Here is a 16,653-nt window from a genome sequence, read left to right as displayed (position 1 = left end):
AGCGGACGTGACCGGTCACCGAACACGACTCGCGTGCCCCACTGTCGGCCGGAACTCCCCCTCACTCGTCGCGTGGGACGCGCCCGAGCTCGTCGGGAACCCCCGAGTGGTCGTAGAAGAACGCGGTCAGCGTCTCGGCCCACCGCTCGGCCTGGACGACCTGCTCGTCGAACCGCTCGGCGACGTGGCGGAACCGCCTCTCGTCGACCCGTCCGTCGAGCGAACGCCAGCGCTCCCGCAACGTCTCGGCCAGTTCGACGCCGGCGAAGCAGTTGTCGTACAGCGTCTGGACGACCGTCCGCCCGTCGTCGAGTTCGTGGTCCCAGGGCAGGTGGTGGAAGAACAGCAGCAACTCCTCGGGGCACGTCTCGGGGTCGTCGTACCGGTCGGCGAGTGCGTCGGGGTACTGCTGGGCGAAGCCGTTCGCACGAGCGTTGCGGTCCACACCGATGCCGTCCTCGGACGCGCCGTGGTAGCCCGGCCACTCCTCGGGGTTCGGGTCGTAGTGGTTCTCCAGGCGGGCCTCGCCGTTGTACATCATGTGCATGAGGCCGAGGCCGCCGGTCGTGTAGTCGACGACGGCGGGCCAGCTGTCGTGCATGACGTCGGTGACGGTCTCGACGACCTCCGGGTCGTGGCCGAACGTCTGGCGGACCCACTCGTCGGTGATGGTGGCGGTGTCGAGGTCGGGGTTCCAGGCGAGACGGCCGTAGCCGTAGAGGTTCGCCTGCGCGAGGTAGTGGCCGGTCCAGTTCGGGTCCGCGCCGGGGCCGCCCACGCCCGCCAGTCCCGTTCCGGGGTCCGAGAACAGCTCCTTCACTCGCTTTCCGTGGCCCTCCGGGTCGGTGTCGAACTCCAGCACCTCCTTCCACATCGGGACGTGGTAGCAGGCGTGGACGTGTTGGCCGGTGTACTCGCCGGTTATCTGGAGCTCCAGGCCGAGGTCGGTGTCTGGCATCTGCCCGAACACCGGCGATATCGGCTCGCGGGGCTGGAAGTCGATGGGACCGTTCTTCACCTGAACCGTTACGTTGTCGTGGAACTCGCCGTCGAGCGGTTCGAACGTCTCGTACTGCTGGACCGCCCGGTCGCTGTGCGAGCCGTAGACGAACGCGCGCCACCAGACCCGGCCACCGTGCGGTTCGAGCGCTCGCGCGAGGACGTTCGCCCCGTCCACGTGGTCGGCGTCGTAGTTGTACGGTCCCGGCTGTCCCTCGGAGTCGGCCTTGACGACGAAACCGCCGAAGTCGGGTATCAGGTCGTACACCTCGTCGGCCTTCTCCGCCCACCACCGTTCGACTCGCTCGTCGGTCGGGTCTGACGTCTCGAGGTCGCCCACCTTCTCGGGCGCGCCGAAGTTCACCGAGAGGTAGGTGCGGATGCCGTACCTGCGGAACAGGGCGGCGAGGCCGGTCAGGTCCTCCAGGTACCGCGATTCGAGCAACCGCCACCCCGCCAGTTCGCTCATCGCGGGGTTCGCGCTCTCGCGGTCGGGAATCTCCGTGTTGACGTTGTTGAGGACGACGCCGTTGATTCCGACCGAGGCGAGGAGGCGGGCGTAGTCGACGTACCGGTCGTCGAGGTTCGGCAACGCCTCGAAGTCGAAGAGCGACTGGCCGGCGTACCCTCGCTCCATCGACCGACGGAACGGGTTGTCCCAGTGGTTGACGAGACGCTCGGCGTTCGCTGGCTCCTCGAACAGGTCCAGGTCGTCGACGGAGCGGCCGAGCGAGAGGTGCCGGAGGAGGTGGAACGTCCCGTACACGAGTCCCCGGTCGGTGGGGGCGGTGAGGACGAGGACGTCGCAGCCCTCCCACTCCGTCGTGCGCAGGTGGAACCCGCCGTCGGCGAGCGAGTCGACGGCGTCGACCGCCACCGAGTCGTGGACGACCTCCATCTCGTCGGGCGTCCCGACCGCGAGGAAGCCCTCGGCCGACCGGGGCGGATGTTGCCAGAGGTGGGGTTCTCGCCCGAGCAGGCCGTCGATTCCTCGCCGCAGTTCCTCGCGGACAGCGCCGAGTTCGGGCGCTCCGACGGACGCGTAGACGTTCGCGCAGTAGGTTCGATACGACTCCGGGAGCGACGCCCCGTCGACCTCGCCGTACCGGAGCCAGCAGTCGTCGTACGGTTCGAGTGCCATCTGCCGCGGATTCACCCGCGGCCGTCAAAGCCTTGGCGGTCGGCTGACCGGGCCGACGACGGCCGCTCCCGATGGTCTGGGCGCTCCATGGCGGTACGCACGCCCCCCGGCACTACGCTGGAACTCCCGTTCAGTAGTCCTGAATATCGTATCGGGTTTCGAAACAAATGTTTCAATAGACGGCTCCCTCAAGAGCACGCATGGGGAAGCAGGCGAAACACGCCGTGAAGTCGGTCGAGAACGCCTTCGAGATACTCGACGCACTGAAACAGCTCAACGGAGCAGGCGTCTCTGAGCTCTCGGAACACCTCGGACTGCCGAAGAGCACCATCCACAACTACCTGAGCACGCTGGTCCAGGAGGAGTACGTCGTCAAGGAGGGCTCGACGTACCACATCGGCATCCGGTTCCTCGAGTACGGCGCGTTCGCCCGCATCCAGATGGACATCTACGAGATCGCACGACCGGAGGTCGACGACCTGGCCGAACGCACGGGCGAACTGGCGAACCTCATGGTCGAGCAACACGGCCGCGGGTCGTACCTCCACCGGGCGCGCGGCGAGCGAGCGGTCCAGGTCGAAGCCCACGTCGGCACCCGCGTCTCGCTGCACGGGACGGCCCTCGGCAAGGCGATGCTGGCTCACTTCCCCGACGAACGCGTCGACGAGATCGTCGAGATGCACGGGCTGACGGGGTTCACGCCCACGACCATCACCGACCGGGACGAACTGGAGGCCGAACTGGCGGAGATACGCGAGACCGGCGTCGCGTTCGACGACGAGGAGCGACTGCCCGGACTGCGCTGCGTCGCCGCCCCAATCCTCAGCAACAACGGGCGCGTCCTCGGCGCGATCAGCGTCTCCGGCCCCTCGAACCGCATCCGCGACGACCGCTTCACCGAGGAACTGCCGAATCGGGTTCTCGAAGCGGTCAACGTCATCGAACTGAACGTCACCTACTCGTAGCACCCTCGCTCCCCGAACCCCGTTCCTCTCGTGTCACCCAGAACTCGAACCGGGCCGCTCGATAGTGGAACCACGCCCCCCCGAAAGGTGAAATGCTATTCCGCATACCACCCAATCTGTTCATCAATTATGAAAGCCCGAACGACCGCGCAGAGGCCCCAACATCAGCAGGTAATTCTCGTGTTTAGGTTAACAACGACGATATTACGTTCCGCTTCTGTCGCTTTTTGGAATATCGTGCTGGAGAGACGCCCCCGTGTGAGGAGTTAGCATTCAAGATTCCGGAACTCTCCGAACCGTTCCGACTGGGCGAGTTCTGCGTCTAGTATAACAGAGCTATGTTCGTTACGTTGCGTAGCTCAGCGACTACGTACCCTGCTTCGACTCACCTCAACCCGAGCGTGTCGGCAGGTCGACCCGCAGTTATTTGCGAGACGGGCGTGGACTGCCTCGCATGCGAGTACAGATCACCGGTGTTCTCGTCGTCTCCGTCCTGCTCGTGCTCGCCGGCTGTGGCGACGTCGTACCGCGGGAGTCCGCGTCGTCTGTCTCGCCGACCCCAGCCCCCGTCCCTACCGACGACCCACTGGCGACCCTCCCTCCGGGTCTCGCGGAGGACGGAATCGCCGACCCTATCGCCCTGGCGGCAGCTCACGACGCGGCGCTGTCCGAGTCCGCGTTCACCGAAGTCGCGACCCTGTCGGTGCAGTTCGCGAACGGGACCGTACTGGTCGACCGGACGCGCGTCCGACGAGTCGGCGAGGCCCGCGACCGATGGCTCGTGACCAGAACGTACGACTCCGTCCACCGGAGCTTCGACATCGCTCCGGGGACACGGGTCGACGGCTGGTACAACAGGACACACAGTTTCCAGCGCGTCCGTGGACCGAACCGGACCACGTACTCGGGGCCCGTCCCCCGCGTCCCGACCGATTCGCTCACGGGCGCTCACCGGCTGTCCGGCGTGTACATGGCAGCGACGGCCCCGACCGTCGATACCGAGGACGGCACGGTCACGCTCCGGACGACGACGGCACCCCCCTCGGACGACCTGACCGAGATGCGCCTCAGCGACCTCTCGGACTGGACGTTCACCGCCTCGCTGACGACCGACGGGCGCGTCCGGCAGTACCGGGTCGCCTTCGTCGGAGTTCTCGCCGACACCGACGTCACGGTGACTGGCGTTGCGACCGTCCGGTTCGGCGGGCTCGGTGAGACGACCGTCGCCCGTCCGGCATGGGTCGACGACGCCCGCGAGACGTGAGAGGACGAGCAGCCCCGCGTCTCGACGCTACGAGTAACAGGGATAGGACAGTGATGACCCTGGGTCGACGCCCGCGACGACGGCCGGGGCAATAGGTGGAAACCCGACGTTGAGAACACAAACGTCGTAAAGTAAAATGCTTTCAGATATCGCCATACAGTCAGTAGTTGCACATACATATTCCGTAAATGAGTCTTCTCAGACTACTCTATCATATTTGGTCAACAGTTTAGCTTTAACCTCGTGTTTTTATATATGAATAGAATAGAAATGTTCGTCACTTTCGGCGCTATTTTGGCACGATTGTGTTCCAACCGTCCAGTTGTGGAGAGAGGCGAACCGCTCGTTCCGCGACTCTCACGACGCGCGCATTCTCGGGGATGTCTCCTGAAGACGCCACCGACGCTCCGAGAACGATGCCTCTCGTACCCGCCACTCCAGAGGTCACGGAAGGCGCCATCGAGAGCCGGCCGGTGTTCCACGATACTGAATCGATGCAGATTGGGTATCCTACTCGTTGCACCGCTCGAAGCGGTGCTGTCAGCCCTTACCAGGCGTGGTGGACGTCGTCGTAGACGTACTCCTCGTAGACGTCCCGGACTGCGCCGTGGGTCTGGTTCGAGAGCGGAGGGACGTCGGCGACGGCGACGTTGTCGCGAATGTGCTCGGGCGACGTCGACCCGGGGATGACGGTCGTGACCGCTTCGTGGTCGAGTATCCAGCGCAGCGCGAACTGTGCCAGCGTGACGTCGTCGGGGACGTGCGGTCGAAGCGCCTCGACGGCGTCCAGCCCTCGGTCGAACGGGAGTCCGGCGAACGTCTCGCCGCGGTCGAACGCCTCGCCCTCCCGGTTGAAGTTGCGGTGGTCGTCCTCGGCGAACTCGCTGTCAGCGTCTAGCTGGCCGGTCAGCAGCCCGGAGGCGAGGGGGACGCGAACGATGACGCCGACGTCGCGACGCTTCGCCTCCCGGAAGAGCAGGTCGGCCGGACGCTGCCGGAACGGGTTGAAGATGATCTGGACCGTCTCGACGCCGGGGTACTCGATGGCCTTCAGCGCCTCCTCGACCTTCTCGACGCTGACTCCGTAGCTGGCTATCTTCCCGGACGACGCCAGCGATTCGAGCGCTTCGAACGTCGACGGCTGGTAGTACGCCTCGGTCGGCGGGCAGTGGAGCTGTAGCAGGTCGAGCGTGTCGGTCCCCAGGTTCTCCAGACTCCGGTCGACGAACCGTTCGAGGTGGTCGTGGTCGTAGTCCTCGGCCGTGTGGGGGTCGAGTCGTCGACCGGCCTTCGTCGCCACGGTGACGTCGGAGCGGTCGTAGTCGTCCTCGTCCAGGACCGTGCCGATGTGGCGCTCGCTACGTCCGTCGCCGTAGACGTCCGCCGTGTCGAGGAAGTCGATACCGGCGTCGAGCGCGGTTCGGACCGCCTCACGCCCCGCTTCGTCCGACACGTCCCCCCAGTCTCCGCCGATGTTCCACGTCCCGAGACCGACCTCAGTGACGTCGTAGCCCGTCGTACCGAGTTCGCGTCGTTCCATGGCCGACGTTCTCGCTCCCGTCAGTAAACCGTTCTCCCCCCGGCATCCGCGTCTGGTAGTTCGAATCCGATGGACGACATCGGGAGTGACGACCGAGGATGCAGAGGAGTGGTCGGGGCGCCCACTCGCCGACCGAGTCGTCCCGCGACGCGTTCACTACTACCGAACGGGGTCGTCATCGAACATTGATAGGTTCGACCACCGGTCGCTCTCGTACGGCCGCGTGACGATTCTCGGCGTTCAGACCAGATGAACGGTTCGTTCCGAGCCGTCACCGAGTGCACCGATGGTGTACGCTGCTTTCAGCCCGACGCGTTCGGTCGGGAGTTCGTGCCGGATAGCCAGGCGACGTGAGACCCGAGTGCGCTCTACCAGTAGGACGCGACGATATCGTCCGCGTAGTCGAGCGCGTCGTAGGTGTCGGGTCGCTGTTCGACCTCGTAGACCAGCCAGTCGACGTCGTGAGACCGGACCGCGTCGACGACCGCTTCGACGTCCAGGTCCCCTCGGCCGACCTCGGCGGGTTCGCCGGTCTCCGCGTCGTAGTCCTTCAGGTGCGCGATGTCGATACGTTCGGCGTGGCGGTCGAGGACCGTCAGCGGGTCGTACCCCGCTGCACCCGCCCAGCCGAGGTCGAGTTCGAACCCGACGCCATCGGTCAGTTCGAGGAGCGTGTCGATGGCCGGGCGGCCGTCGAGGTCGGTGAACTCCTGGGAGTGGTTGTGGTAGTGGAGGGAGAGTCCGTGGTCCGCGAGGGTGGCCGACGCATCGTTCAACCGCGTGGCGACCGCCCCCACCGAGTCGCGGTCCTCGAACTCCTCCGGGTCGAGCCAGGGGACGACGACGTCCGAACAGTCGAGCGACCCACAGACCTCCGCGAGTGCCGCGTGGTCGCCTTCGACCTCTTCGAGGCCGACGTGCGCTCCAGCGACGTCCAGACCGGTCTCGTCGAGCGTCGACTCGACGGCGTCGCGTTCCGTCGCCTCGGGGATACCCGCGAACTCGACGCCGTCGAACCGCGTCTCACCGACCCGTTCGAGGACGGTCGGAAGCGGGTCGTCGACGTCGTGGAGACTGTACAGCTGGAACCCAATCTGCGTCATACCGCGACGGACGAGGGTCGGGTCGATAAGTCCCGGTGGTCCGTATCCGCGAGTCGGAGCCGGCCGGTCGGCCCATCCCTCGCTCGCCGCCGTCCGACCGTTTATACACTCTGGGCGAGGCGTGTCGAACGTGATGGACTACGTTCGACTCGGCTCGACGGGACTGCAGGTGTCGCCCCTCTGCCTCGGCACGTGGCGCTTCGGGAAAGCACACGACGGCGTCGTGGAGACCGACCGCGAGGAGGCCCACACCCTCCTCGACGCGTTCGACGAGCGCGGCGGGAACTTCATCGACACCGCGAACGGCTACGGCGAGGGCGACTCCGAGCGCTGGATCGGCGAGTGGCTCGACGACCGCGACCGCGAGGACTACGTCGTCGCCTCGAAACTGTACTGGTCACAGGAGTCGCGCTTCCAGGAGAACCTCTCGCGGAAGAACGTCCGCGCGGAGATCGAGGGGACGCTCGACCGCCTCGACACCGACTACATCGACGTCTACTACATCCACCGCTGGGACGAGGGAACGCCCATCGAGACGACCTTGCGGGCGCTCAACGACCTCGTCGCGGAGGGGAAGGTCCACTACCTCGGCGCGTCGACGATGGCGGCGTGGCAACTGACGAAGGCGCTGTGGACGGCCGACGTCGACGGCCTCGACCGGTTCGAGGTGACCCAGCCGCTGTTCCACGCGGCGTACCGCGACGACGTGGCGGACTACCTCGACGTCTGTGCCGACCAGGACCTCGCGGTCTGCCCGTACTCCCCGCTCGCTGGTGGGTTCCTGACCGGGAAGTACGAACGCGCGGGCGACGGCAGCCGCGACGTCGTCTCCCCCGAGGGGTCGCGAGGCGACCTGGACGAACTGTTCACGGACTACTACGTCTCGGACCGCGGCTGGGAGGTCCTCAACGCGCTCCGCGAGGTGGCCGACGAGACGGGCTCGACTCCGGCACAGGTCGCCCTGCGCTGGCTCGTCGACCAGCCGGAGTTCTCCTGTGTCCCCATCGTCGGTGCGCGGACCGTCGACCAGCTAGACGAGAACCTCGGTGCGCTCGACGTTGACCTGAGCGGGGGGCAGTTCGACCGCATCGAGGAGGCGCGCTACGACGAGGGCGGCGACCGGTACTGAAGCCTCTCCAGAATCATCTCGGGGACGGGGGACCCGTGCGGCTGACTCGTGCAGATTACCTGCGTCGTCGTTCGACGGCAGCCTGGAACTCGTCGGTCGTCTCGCGCCACGCGTCGACGATGGCGTCGTCGTCTTCGCTGTCCCACGGGTCGACGGCGTCGTGGTCGTCCAGCCACGCGACGGTCCGGCGGACGCCCTCTTCGAGCGGAATCGAGTAGGTGAACCCGAGGTCGCGTCGCGCCTTCGCGTTGTCGAACATGGCCGAGTACTGGAAGTGTTTGTCCAGCATCTCCGTCCGGTCGGGCACCGCCGCGAACAGATGCTCGGTCGGGATGTGGACGAGGTCCGGGTCCGGTGCGTCGAGCGCCCGAGCGACACGGTGGTGGTACTGGTTCCACGTGATGGCCTCCTCCCCGGTGACGTGGTAGGCCTCGCCGTAGGCGTCGCGGTTGCCGACCGCGCCGACGAACGCGCGGGCCACGTCGTCGCGGTGACACGAGGCCCACAGCGACGTGCCGTCGCCGTGGACGACGATGGGTTTCCCCTTCCGGATCCGGTCGACGTAGTAAGACCCGGTGCCGAGCGTGTGGCGCATCGTCTCGCCGTCGCCGTAGGTGTCCCACGGTCTGAGGACGGTCGTCGCGAACGCGTCGCCGTGGGCGTCGAAGAACTCGTCCTCGGCGGCGGCCTTGTCCCGTCCGTACTCGCTGACCGGCGGCGAACGGGCGGCCGACTCGGTGACGGGGTTGCGCTCGGGGGGCCGGTGGTAGACGTCGATGGTGGAACAGAAGACGTACTGCTCGACGTCGCCCGCGAACGTCTCGACCGCGTGGCGGGCCTGCTCGGGGGTGAAACAGACCATGTCGACGACGCAGTCGACGTCGAGACTCCCGACCTGGTCGGCGAACTGGTCGTGGTCGTTGCGGTCGGCGTGGACGAACTCGACGGAACTCGGGACAGCGGCGTCCGTCTCGCCCCGGGTGAGACAGGTGACGTCGTGACCCGCAGCGACGAGCGAGCGCGTGATGCCGGTGCTGATGAGGCCGGTGCCGCCGACCACGAGGACGTGCATTGCTCGACGTTCGGCACGCGTGACCGTAAAGGTGGACACGGCGACGGGAGGTGGACACGGCAACGGGAGGTGAACACGGCGAAGGGAGGAATACGGCCAAGGGAGGATACGGTACCGGCGCCGGGACGTCTGCAGCTCCGACCGCCGACCAGTCAGTCGTCGGCTGGTTCCGGCGTGAGGTCGCCGTCTGCGACCATCGCCTCGAACGGGTTGTCGTCGACGTCCAGCGGGAGGTCGACGCGCGCGCGTCGGCGCACCGACTCGTAGCCGCCGAACAGTATCTCGGCGGTGTTGAGTCCGATTCGGCCCGAAAGTGGCGATTCCTCGCCTGTGTCGAGGGCGTGGACGACGCTCCCGACGGAGCGGTCCTGTAGCTGCGACCCGAACCGGCCCTCGTCGGCCGGCGTCCCGTGCATCGTCTCGCCGTCGACGTCGACGGTCTCGCGGGTGCCGTCCCGCCGCACGTCGAGCATCGGGCCGTCCCGAACGTCGATACGGATGGTCCCGTCGGCACCGTGGAGGGCGAGTGCGGCGTCGACGAGCGACGACCCCTCGCCGGTCGAGAGGACGCCGTGGACGCCGTTCTCGTAGCGCCACTGCGCCCACATCTGGTTTTCCTGATGCGCACCGAACCGCAGGTCCTCCTCGCGGTAGTCGAGTTGCGCGATGACCCACTCGGCGGGGTGTTCATCGTTGAACATCCCCGCGAGGTCGACCGTGTGTGCGCCGGTGTCGTAGAAGTCGCCCCAGCCGACCTCGACGCGCCGGAGCGGGCCGACCGCCCCCTCGTCGAGGAGCCGTTTCGCCTCGGTGAACGGCTTGCCGAACCGGCGCTGTCGGTTGAACGTCAGCTGTACGCCCCGCCGCCAGCACGTCTGGACCATCCGCTGGGCGCTCGCCCAGGTGTGGGCCATCGGCTTCTCGCAGTGAATCGCACCGACCGCACCGCTGGTCGCACAGCCGACCACGATGTCCTCGTGAATGGCGGGTGGCACGCACACCGAGACGATGTCGGGCGACACCTCGGCGACCAGCCGCTGGTAGTCCTCGTAGACGTGGTCGGCGGCGACGTCGAACTCCTCTGCGAACGCCCGGCCGTTCTCCGGGACGACGTCCGCGCAGGCGACCAGCCGACAGCGGTCGTCGTTCCGGTACGCCTCGGCGTGTCGGTACCCCATCGCGAACCCCTGGACGGTGGGGTTCGCCGGGTCGGGACCAGTTCCGATGACTGCGACGGTGTACTCACTCATCTGCTGTCGAGACACTGCGACGAGCAGTAGCAAATCGGTTTCGGCGTCGAACGTGGCTCGGTCCTCCGACGGCCGCTCGCTGCGTCTCGGAAAATGGCCCTCGTGGCGACCACCCCAACCGGGACCTATTCGGCGTGCAGTTCGTGTCAACATTTATCACCCCCCTCGCCTAACGACGACCCGGCGTGCGGGAGACAGCCTAGGCTACCTAGTCTGATCCCATTCCACGACGCCGACTAGTGACCGGTGTAGCGTTGTCCATAGAGACCCCGCACGCCACGTTCTCACGAGGAGCGGTGACGTCTCGGGAGGAACAGTGATTCACGAGCGACCGGTCAGGCGAGGTCCTTCAGCCGGTTGTCTCGCAGGACGGATTTGAGGACGATGCCGGTGTCCTGCACGAGTCGGTGTTCGAGGTAACTCCCCTGGCCCCGACCACCGCCGGTCCGCGTCGACTCGACGACGCCGAGAAACGCCTGTTCCTTGAGCAGTTCGTACACCCGGTGCTCGCTGAGGGCAGTCGCGTTCGTCTCGTTCGTGGTCGCCTGGTACCGTTCGTAGATGCGGCTGGTCGAGAACCCGTCCATATCGGGGTTCTCCTCGGTCAGCACCGCCAGCGAGTACAGTATGAACTTCACCTGCGTCGTCGACCCGCGAAGGAGCTCCTCGAACCGGTCGACCTCCGCCCACTCCTGGGCGTCGCGGACGTGGTCCTCCGTCACCGTGGAGACGTTCGCCCGTTCGGCGAGTTCGCCCGCGTGACGCAGTATCTCGATGGCTTTGCGGGCGTCGCCGTGTTCCTGTGCGGCGACGGCCGCGGTGAGCGGGATGACGTCGCTGGAGAGAACGTCGTCGTGGAACGCGTCGCGCCGGTGTTCCATTATCTCGCGGAGCTGATTCGCGTCGTAGGGCTGGAAGACGAACTCCTCCTCCCTGAGGCTCGACTTGACGCGTTCGTTCAGCTGGTTGCGGTACTCGATCTTGTTGCTCACGGCGACGACGCCGAGGTGACAGTCGGCCTTCCCCGACTCGCGGGCGCGCGTGAGCTGCATCAGGATGTCGTCGTCGTCCAACCGGTCGACCTCGTCGAGGATGATGATCGCCGCGTCGAACGCCGCGTTGAGTATCTCCCAGAGGTAGTCGTAGTACTCGCCGCTCCCGATACCGGTCCGCGGGATGTTGAAGTCGGTGACGTCCGTCTCGTTGAGCGTCCGCGTGACCGTCCGCGCGACGCGCGTCTGCGTGTTGTGCTGTGCGCAGTCGACGTAGACGGTTCCGACCGAGACCCCGTTGTTCTCCGCCGCGGCGCGCGCGCGCTCGGTGACGTGCCGTGCGACGAGGGACTTCCCGGTCCCCGTCTTCCCGTAGATCATGACGTTGTTCGGCGGGTCGGCGTGGACGATCGGCCGCAGTTCGGCCGCGACGGCCTCTATCTCGTCGTCTCGACCGACGATACGCGTGCTCTCGGGGACGTGTCCGACCTTCAGGAGTTCCTTCCGCGAGAAGATGTCGACCCGGCCCGTGTTCTCGTCGAGGCTGAACAGGGGGTCTTCCGCGGGGTCCTCGAACCGGTCGTCGAAGTCCGAGAGCGTTGAGGGGTCGTCGGCCATGTCTGCTTCGTACAGAGGAGGCCCAGTACTTAACTGTTCGGACCCGACCAAGAGTGTAAATCAGTCGGTGACACCCGAGCAGACGACTGACTCACCGACGGGTGTAGGGCTGACGAGGGGTCAGTCCAGAGTGATAGCGAGCCGTGAGGCAGGAGGTCGGCACGATGGGAGAGGGAAAGGACGCCGGCGCGCCGACTCGTCCGGTATCGATTTCGAGCGTGGGCCGGAGGGGACTACGACGCGCCGGGTCCAAACCGCACTCCCACGGCGGGGTAGGGTGGAGGGCACACCCCTGGTCAAGAGTGTAACGTGAGAGTCGGGTGAGGGACTCTTCGAAGGTCCGGTTCACTGATCGAGGATTTGGAATCTCGTCACGGGTCGCTCTGGAACGCTCGAACTCCCCACGGAGTCGTACTGACCAATCAGCGTGCAGGGTTCGTTCGGTAACCGGCGTATTGCGGCCCGTAGACCCCACTCTCTCCCGGTCCTGTGCACTCGCCGAGACCCTCTCCGGCTGGTTCGTGGTCCGATTCCACTCGTTTCGAAGTGCGGCTCTCTCGACCGGGGCCCCTCACCAAGAGTGTAACAGTGGAACGACCGCTACTGCCGTCCGCCCGGTAGCACACCCCTCGTCCAAAGTGTAACGACCGACCGCCACGACTCCAGTGACTCGTGGGTGATCGTAGTGAGGCGGTAACGTCTGACGTGCGTCGTACACCCCTCGTCAAGAGTGTATCTGAGCCACCGTTCGGTCGAGTGGTGGTCGGTTCAGCGCCGTGGGAATGGGACGTTCGGCGCTCTTCCTGTCGAAGCCTCCGACCACCCACACCCCTCGTCAAGAGTGTAAACGTGTGGAGGTGGGTGCCTGGGACGGTGCGATAGCGTTCCTCGACGTAGCATCGTCAGCGGTAGAACGAAGGAGAGCGACCAGCAGCCAGCGGTTACCGACGAATCTCGGTTGGACGATGGACGAATCACCCCTCGATCTCGTTACGGTTGTTACCTAGTACAACCGATGAGAATGTGTTGACGAGAGACTTGTCTAGAGATAGATTTGTATCTAGTGGGTTTATACTATAGCGGTGTTAACATCTCGACAAGTGCATTCGTAGCTAACGAAGAACGAAGGCGGCATTCGTTCGGCTTCACACGATCCGGAGTCTCTGGTCAAGCTCATCCTGCTGACGCTCCGCCGCGATATATCTCCAGAATTCGGCCTGTATAACCGTCGTACCGAGTATCTCGCGCTTCCCCTTCTCGTCGCCGACCTTCGTTTCCAGTCCACCCCTCCCCCCACACTCCCTCCCGTTACACTCTTGACGAGGGGTGTGCCTGCCCCGTTCGAATCGCTACTCCCGACTGCCACACTCCGACCGGCCACGACCACCGAGGAGGGCGTATTTCGTTCACCGAGGATTCACGGCGCGGAGAGCTGGTCCGCTCCCGTCCGCCGTTCGAGGGCGTCGGCGTCCCGCTGGAGCGAGGCCGTCACGGACAACACGGGGTACGTCCACCCGCCCGACTCACCGTAGAGGTAGGTACAGAGGTCGGTGCCGGTCGCGGAGAACGTCGACCGCCGGCCGTGGATGAGCGCCTGCCGTTCGAGAAGGACCGACCGAATCCGGTCTTCGACGTCCCGCAACCGACCGTCGACGTCACCGTCCGCCGCCATCAGTTCGTCCATCGTCTCCGTGACGGCCAGTAACTCCGACAGCGCGTCAGCCAGCGAGTCGATCTCGTCGTCCAGATGCTCGAGCACGGTACTCCGGCGTTCGACGGCCTGTGCGACACCGCTCCCGATCGCCCGTTTGAGCGGTTCCGAGAACGTCCCGCCGTTCTGGAAACTCGCCGCGACGTCGCTACCGAGTTCGCCGTCCACGTGGACGAGCAGCGGTTCGTCGTACACCTCCTCGAAGTGTGGGACCGCCATCACCGTCTCCCGGAACGCCGACCGAAGGCGCTGGAGCGGCGTCCGCTGCTGGTTCGTCACGACGGTCCGCTGGACCGACCGTGATGGTCCACCCTGGGGCTGCTGGACGTCGATGTCGGCGACTCTCTCCGCGAACGACTCGAACGCCTCCAGTTCGTCCCGGATCTGGTCTCGCTCGGTGGCGACTCGCTGTTGCGCCGCAGAGAGCGGCGCGAGTGTGTGGCGATGCATAGTTGGCTCCTCGAACGGCCATCGCCCGGGCCCGAGGACACGACCCAGCGACTGTGGCTGTACACTGTGTGCTAACACGTGACTAAAATTTGTATTTTACCCTTGCAGTGGTCCGTGTTCCTTCCCGCTTGTGATAAAGTTGGTATAACAGACACGTCTCACAATCACGAGCACTGTGTCGCCTCTACCGGACTCGTTCCACACCGGGTGTCCGTTCACCCAGACGCGCGTCACTCGGTGATATCGTTTCTGGCCGTCCCAGCAGGTCGACAGTTCCCCGGTGACTCCACACTCTCGTCTCGAGTCCGTCCACGGATGAACCCCTCCACTGACGTCGTCTCCTCCTGGAGAGAAGACACTAACAAACATTCATCGCTTGGGTTCATCTGTTGTGTTCACTGTATTCATTCATTGCTGTACTTCCTCCCGACGCGTGTTCCGTCCGCTCGTTCCCGCTCGGAGGAGGGGACTCCGAGAGTGAGTCGGCTCTCAGAGGGAGACCTCGTCGAGAAGCTAGCAGGATGAGCGCGACACCGACTGCTCGTGGCTGGTCAGGGCCGACCCGGCGGACGACGGCGCGATTCGTCGGCGGCACCGGACTCTGCCGAGCAGTGCGGACGCCTCAGCACGTCGCCGCTGTCGTCGCGAGCACGGACCGAAACGGCTCGGGAGTGCGGACCGCCAGGCCGCGACGACCGGCCTTAACTCCCTGCGCGTCCCGACTGTCGATATGGACCCGGAGGAGAACCATCGTGGGTGGGCCGAACGTTCGGGAGAGTTCTCTCCCGCGTACTACGCCCACATCGGGCCGAACGAGGTGAGCGAGACGCTGTCGAACGTGTTCGACTACTACGTCGACGAAAACGCGGCGGTCCTCGAAGTGGGCTGTAGTTCCGGGCGGCACCTCGCGCACCTCCTGGACGAGGGGTTCGAGAACCTCACCGGCATCGACCTCAACGACGAGTCGTTCGACGTGATGGCCGACCACTACCCCCGACTGGCCGAGACCGGGACGTTCCACACCGGGGCCATCGAGAGTCTCGTACCTGAGTTCCCCGACGACACGTTCGACGTCGTCTACTCCGTCGAGACGCTCCAGCACGTCCACCCGGACGACGACTGGGTGTTCGAGGAGCTGCTTCGGGTCACCGGCGACCTGCTGATAACGGCCGAGAACGAAGGGAACAGCCCACAGCGCGGCCGCGACGGACGAGAGGTCAGTTGCGTCAACGACGAGTTCCCGCTGTACCACCGCGACTGGAAGCACGTCTTCACCGAACGCGGGGCCGCGCAACTCCTCTGTGAGCCGACCAACCGCGACACCATCCGCGTGTTCCGCGTCCCCTGACCGATTCCCCCATTCACCGACCGAGAACGGGGGTCGTCGGCAGACGGTGGACGAGTCTGAACTCACTCAGCGTCGAGCAGCGAGCGTGCCCGCTGGACGTAGCTGTTTGCGCCCCAGCTACGCGACTCGCTGACGTCGTCGAGGAGTGCACGCGCGTCGTCGGGTTCGAGTCGGCCCGCACGCACGAACACCGAGAGGAGCGTCGGCGTCGTGACGAGGCGAGTGTCGGCCAGCGACGCGTGCACGAGACCGAGGCGGTTGAACTCGTCACAGAGGAAGAGGTCGGCTTGGGTCTCGTTCGCGAGCGTCACCGCCGCGTTCTCGCCGTCGTCGAGCGGGAAGTCGGCGTCCAGTTCGACCGACTGGACGGTCATCTCCCCGACACGGTCGAGAACGGCCTGCGCCGCCCGTCCGTGCCGGTCGTCGTACGACCCCATCTCGTCGAGTTCGTCGACCACCTCGTCGGGCGCGCGGACGTCGTACGCGTCGAGACAGAGCGCCAGCGGGTCGGCTTCCACGGCTTCACTGTCACCAACTGCGACGACCCCGAGGCTGACGAGTGCCAACGTGTCCGCGACCAGCACCGCCATTCAGAGTTCCGCGAGGTCGTCGACGTACCCCTCGTCGAGCTGCTGTTTCAGTACGCGGACGTTCGCGGCCTCCTCCGCCCCGACGAGCGCCTTCAGCTGCTCATAGCTGATCTCGTCGTCGTAGTACGCGCCCGCTATCTCCTGGACGAGAGCGTCGTCGTGGGCCGCCTCCTGCAGGTACTCGCGAAGCGCGGTCACGAGGACGTCGGTTCGGTCCTCGCCGAGTACGGTCGCCAGCGCGTCCGTCCGGTCGATGAGTCGATGGGGCGCACGGAACTGGACGCGCTTCTTCTCCGAACTCATGTGTGTACGTTGTGAGCCAGCGTACTTGGCTCTTGTCGTGTGTACGTTGTGAGCCAGGTCGATTCGCGTACCGTCGACCTCGGTACTCTCGTCTCCAGGCGGCACTCCGTTCGACGACGACTCCACGCGAGTCGCTTGCCAGACCTCCAGGAGTGACCGTGTGGTCACGAGTCCAACT

Annotated in this window: 13 protein-coding genes; 4 read left to right on the top strand and 9 right to left on the bottom strand. The window is 65.6% G+C overall.

Features of this window, described 5'->3' with window-relative positions; genetic code table 11:
* Nucleotides 1–61: 61 nt before the first annotated feature.
* Complete coding sequence (locus MX571_RS20240; protein ID WP_247420785.1) at nt 62–2,140, bottom strand: alpha-glucuronidase family glycosyl hydrolase; 2,079 nt, start codon at nt 2,138–2,140, stop codon at nt 62–64.
* A gap of 200 nt (nt 2,141–2,340) precedes the next feature.
* On the opposite strand from MX571_RS20240, the gene MX571_RS20235 reads away from it, so the two are divergent.
* Nucleotides 2,341–3,105, top strand: coding sequence for an IclR family transcriptional regulator (locus MX571_RS20235; RefSeq protein ID WP_247420783.1), 765 nt, complete (start codon nt 2,341–2,343; stop codon nt 3,103–3,105).
* A gap of 454 nt (nt 3,106–3,559) precedes the next feature.
* Complete coding sequence (locus MX571_RS20230; RefSeq protein WP_247420780.1) at nt 3,560–4,369, top strand: hypothetical protein; 810 nt, start codon at nt 3,560–3,562, stop codon at nt 4,367–4,369.
* A 547-nt stretch (nt 4,370–4,916) separates the two neighbouring features.
* Here the strand turns inward: MX571_RS20230 and MX571_RS20225 are convergent.
* The gene (locus MX571_RS20225) at nt 4,917–5,909 is read right to left on the bottom strand and encodes an aldo/keto reductase (protein ID WP_247420778.1); all 993 of its coding nucleotides are present in this window, start codon (nt 5,907–5,909) and stop codon (nt 4,917–4,919) included.
* A 368-nt stretch (nt 5,910–6,277) separates the two neighbouring features.
* Nucleotides 6,278–7,012 carry a sugar phosphate isomerase/epimerase family protein gene (locus MX571_RS20220; RefSeq protein WP_247420775.1) on the bottom strand — a complete coding sequence of 245 codons (735 nt, stop codon included), beginning with the start codon at nt 7,010–7,012 and terminating at the stop codon, nt 6,278–6,280.
* Nucleotides 7,013–7,145: 133 nt separating this feature from the next.
* Between MX571_RS20220 and MX571_RS20215 the strand changes: the two genes are divergently transcribed.
* Nucleotides 7,146–8,141: an aldo/keto reductase gene (locus MX571_RS20215; protein WP_247420772.1), complete on the top strand. Its 996-nt coding sequence runs from the start codon at nt 7,146–7,148 to the stop codon at nt 8,139–8,141.
* Nucleotides 8,142–8,196: 55 nt separating this feature from the next.
* Here the strand turns inward: MX571_RS20215 and MX571_RS20210 are convergent, their stop codons facing one another.
* The 4 genes from MX571_RS20210 to MX571_RS20195 form a co-directional block, all read right to left on the bottom strand.
* Nucleotides 8,197–9,213: an NAD-dependent epimerase/dehydratase family protein gene (locus MX571_RS20210; protein ID WP_247420769.1), complete on the bottom strand. Its 1,017-nt coding sequence runs from the start codon at nt 9,211–9,213 to the stop codon at nt 8,197–8,199.
* Nucleotides 9,214–9,365: 152 nt separating this feature from the next.
* Entirely contained in the window at nt 9,366–10,463 is a 1,098-nt protein-coding gene (locus tag MX571_RS20205) for a Gfo/Idh/MocA family protein (RefSeq protein ID WP_247420764.1), read from the bottom strand.
* Nucleotides 10,464–10,798: 335 nt separating this feature from the next.
* Nucleotides 10,799–12,073 (bottom strand): orc1/cdc6 family replication initiation protein, encoded by a 1,275-nt coding sequence (locus tag MX571_RS20200; RefSeq protein ID WP_247420762.1) that lies wholly within the window; start codon nt 12,071–12,073, stop codon nt 10,799–10,801.
* Nucleotides 12,074–13,490: 1,417 nt separating this feature from the next.
* Nucleotides 13,491–14,234 carry a DUF7260 family protein gene (locus tag MX571_RS20195; RefSeq protein ID WP_247420760.1) on the bottom strand — a complete coding sequence of 248 codons (744 nt, stop codon included), beginning with the start codon at nt 14,232–14,234 and terminating at the stop codon, nt 13,491–13,493.
* A gap of 730 nt (nt 14,235–14,964) precedes the next feature.
* Here MX571_RS20195 and MX571_RS20190 point away from each other — a divergent pair.
* Nucleotides 14,965–15,582 (top strand): class I SAM-dependent methyltransferase, encoded by a 618-nt coding sequence (locus tag MX571_RS20190; RefSeq protein WP_247420757.1) that lies wholly within the window; start codon nt 14,965–14,967, stop codon nt 15,580–15,582.
* Between the two features lie 62 nt (nt 15,583–15,644).
* On the opposite strand, the gene MX571_RS20185 is transcribed toward MX571_RS20190, so the two are convergent.
* Nucleotides 15,645–16,172 (bottom strand): PIN domain-containing protein, encoded by a 528-nt coding sequence (locus tag MX571_RS20185; protein WP_247420755.1) that lies wholly within the window; start codon nt 16,170–16,172, stop codon nt 15,645–15,647.
* Nucleotides 16,173–16,475, bottom strand: coding sequence for a hypothetical protein (locus MX571_RS20180; protein ID WP_247420752.1), 303 nt, complete (start codon nt 16,473–16,475; stop codon nt 16,173–16,175).
* Between the last annotated feature and the right edge of the window lie 178 nt (nt 16,476–16,653).

Source organism: Halomarina salina (assembly GCF_023074835.1).
In the GTDB taxonomy this organism is placed as follows: domain Archaea; phylum Halobacteriota; class Halobacteria; order Halobacteriales; family Haloarculaceae; genus Halomarina; species Halomarina salina.
Note: the sequence above shows the minus strand (reverse complement) of the source record. Positions and strands in the feature narration are given on the sequence as shown.

Excerpts from the sequence above, each read along its gene's own strand:
- MX571_RS20240 (WP_247420785.1), bottom strand. The coding sequence starts at position 2,140 with ATGGCACTCGAACCGTACGACGACTGCTGGCTCCGGTACGGCGAGGTC.
- MX571_RS20235 (WP_247420783.1), top strand. The coding sequence starts at position 2,341 with ATGGGGAAGCAGGCGAAACACGCCGTGAAGTCGGTCGAGAACGCCTTC.
- MX571_RS20230 (WP_247420780.1), top strand. The coding sequence starts at position 3,560 with ATGCGAGTACAGATCACCGGTGTTCTCGTCGTCTCCGTCCTGCTCGTG.
- MX571_RS20225 (WP_247420778.1), bottom strand. The coding sequence starts at position 5,909 with ATGGAACGACGCGAACTCGGTACGACGGGCTACGACGTCACTGAGGTC.
- MX571_RS20220 (WP_247420775.1), bottom strand. The coding sequence starts at position 7,012 with ATGACGCAGATTGGGTTCCAGCTGTACAGTCTCCACGACGTCGACGAC.
- MX571_RS20215 (WP_247420772.1), top strand. The coding sequence starts at position 7,146 with ATGGACTACGTTCGACTCGGCTCGACGGGACTGCAGGTGTCGCCCCTC.
- MX571_RS20210 (WP_247420769.1), bottom strand. The coding sequence starts at position 9,213 with ATGCACGTCCTCGTGGTCGGCGGCACCGGCCTCATCAGCACCGGCATC.
- MX571_RS20205 (WP_247420764.1), bottom strand. The coding sequence starts at position 10,463 with ATGAGTGAGTACACCGTCGCAGTCATCGGAACTGGTCCCGACCCGGCG.
- MX571_RS20200 (WP_247420762.1), bottom strand. The coding sequence starts at position 12,073 with ATGGCCGACGACCCCTCAACGCTCTCGGACTTCGACGACCGGTTCGAG.
- MX571_RS20195 (WP_247420760.1), bottom strand. The coding sequence starts at position 14,234 with ATGCATCGCCACACACTCGCGCCGCTCTCTGCGGCGCAACAGCGAGTC.
- MX571_RS20190 (WP_247420757.1), top strand. The coding sequence starts at position 14,965 with ATGGACCCGGAGGAGAACCATCGTGGGTGGGCCGAACGTTCGGGAGAG.
- MX571_RS20185 (WP_247420755.1), bottom strand. The coding sequence starts at position 16,172 with ATGGCGGTGCTGGTCGCGGACACGTTGGCACTCGTCAGCCTCGGGGTC.
- MX571_RS20180 (WP_247420752.1), bottom strand. The coding sequence starts at position 16,475 with ATGAGTTCGGAGAAGAAGCGCGTCCAGTTCCGTGCGCCCCATCGACTC.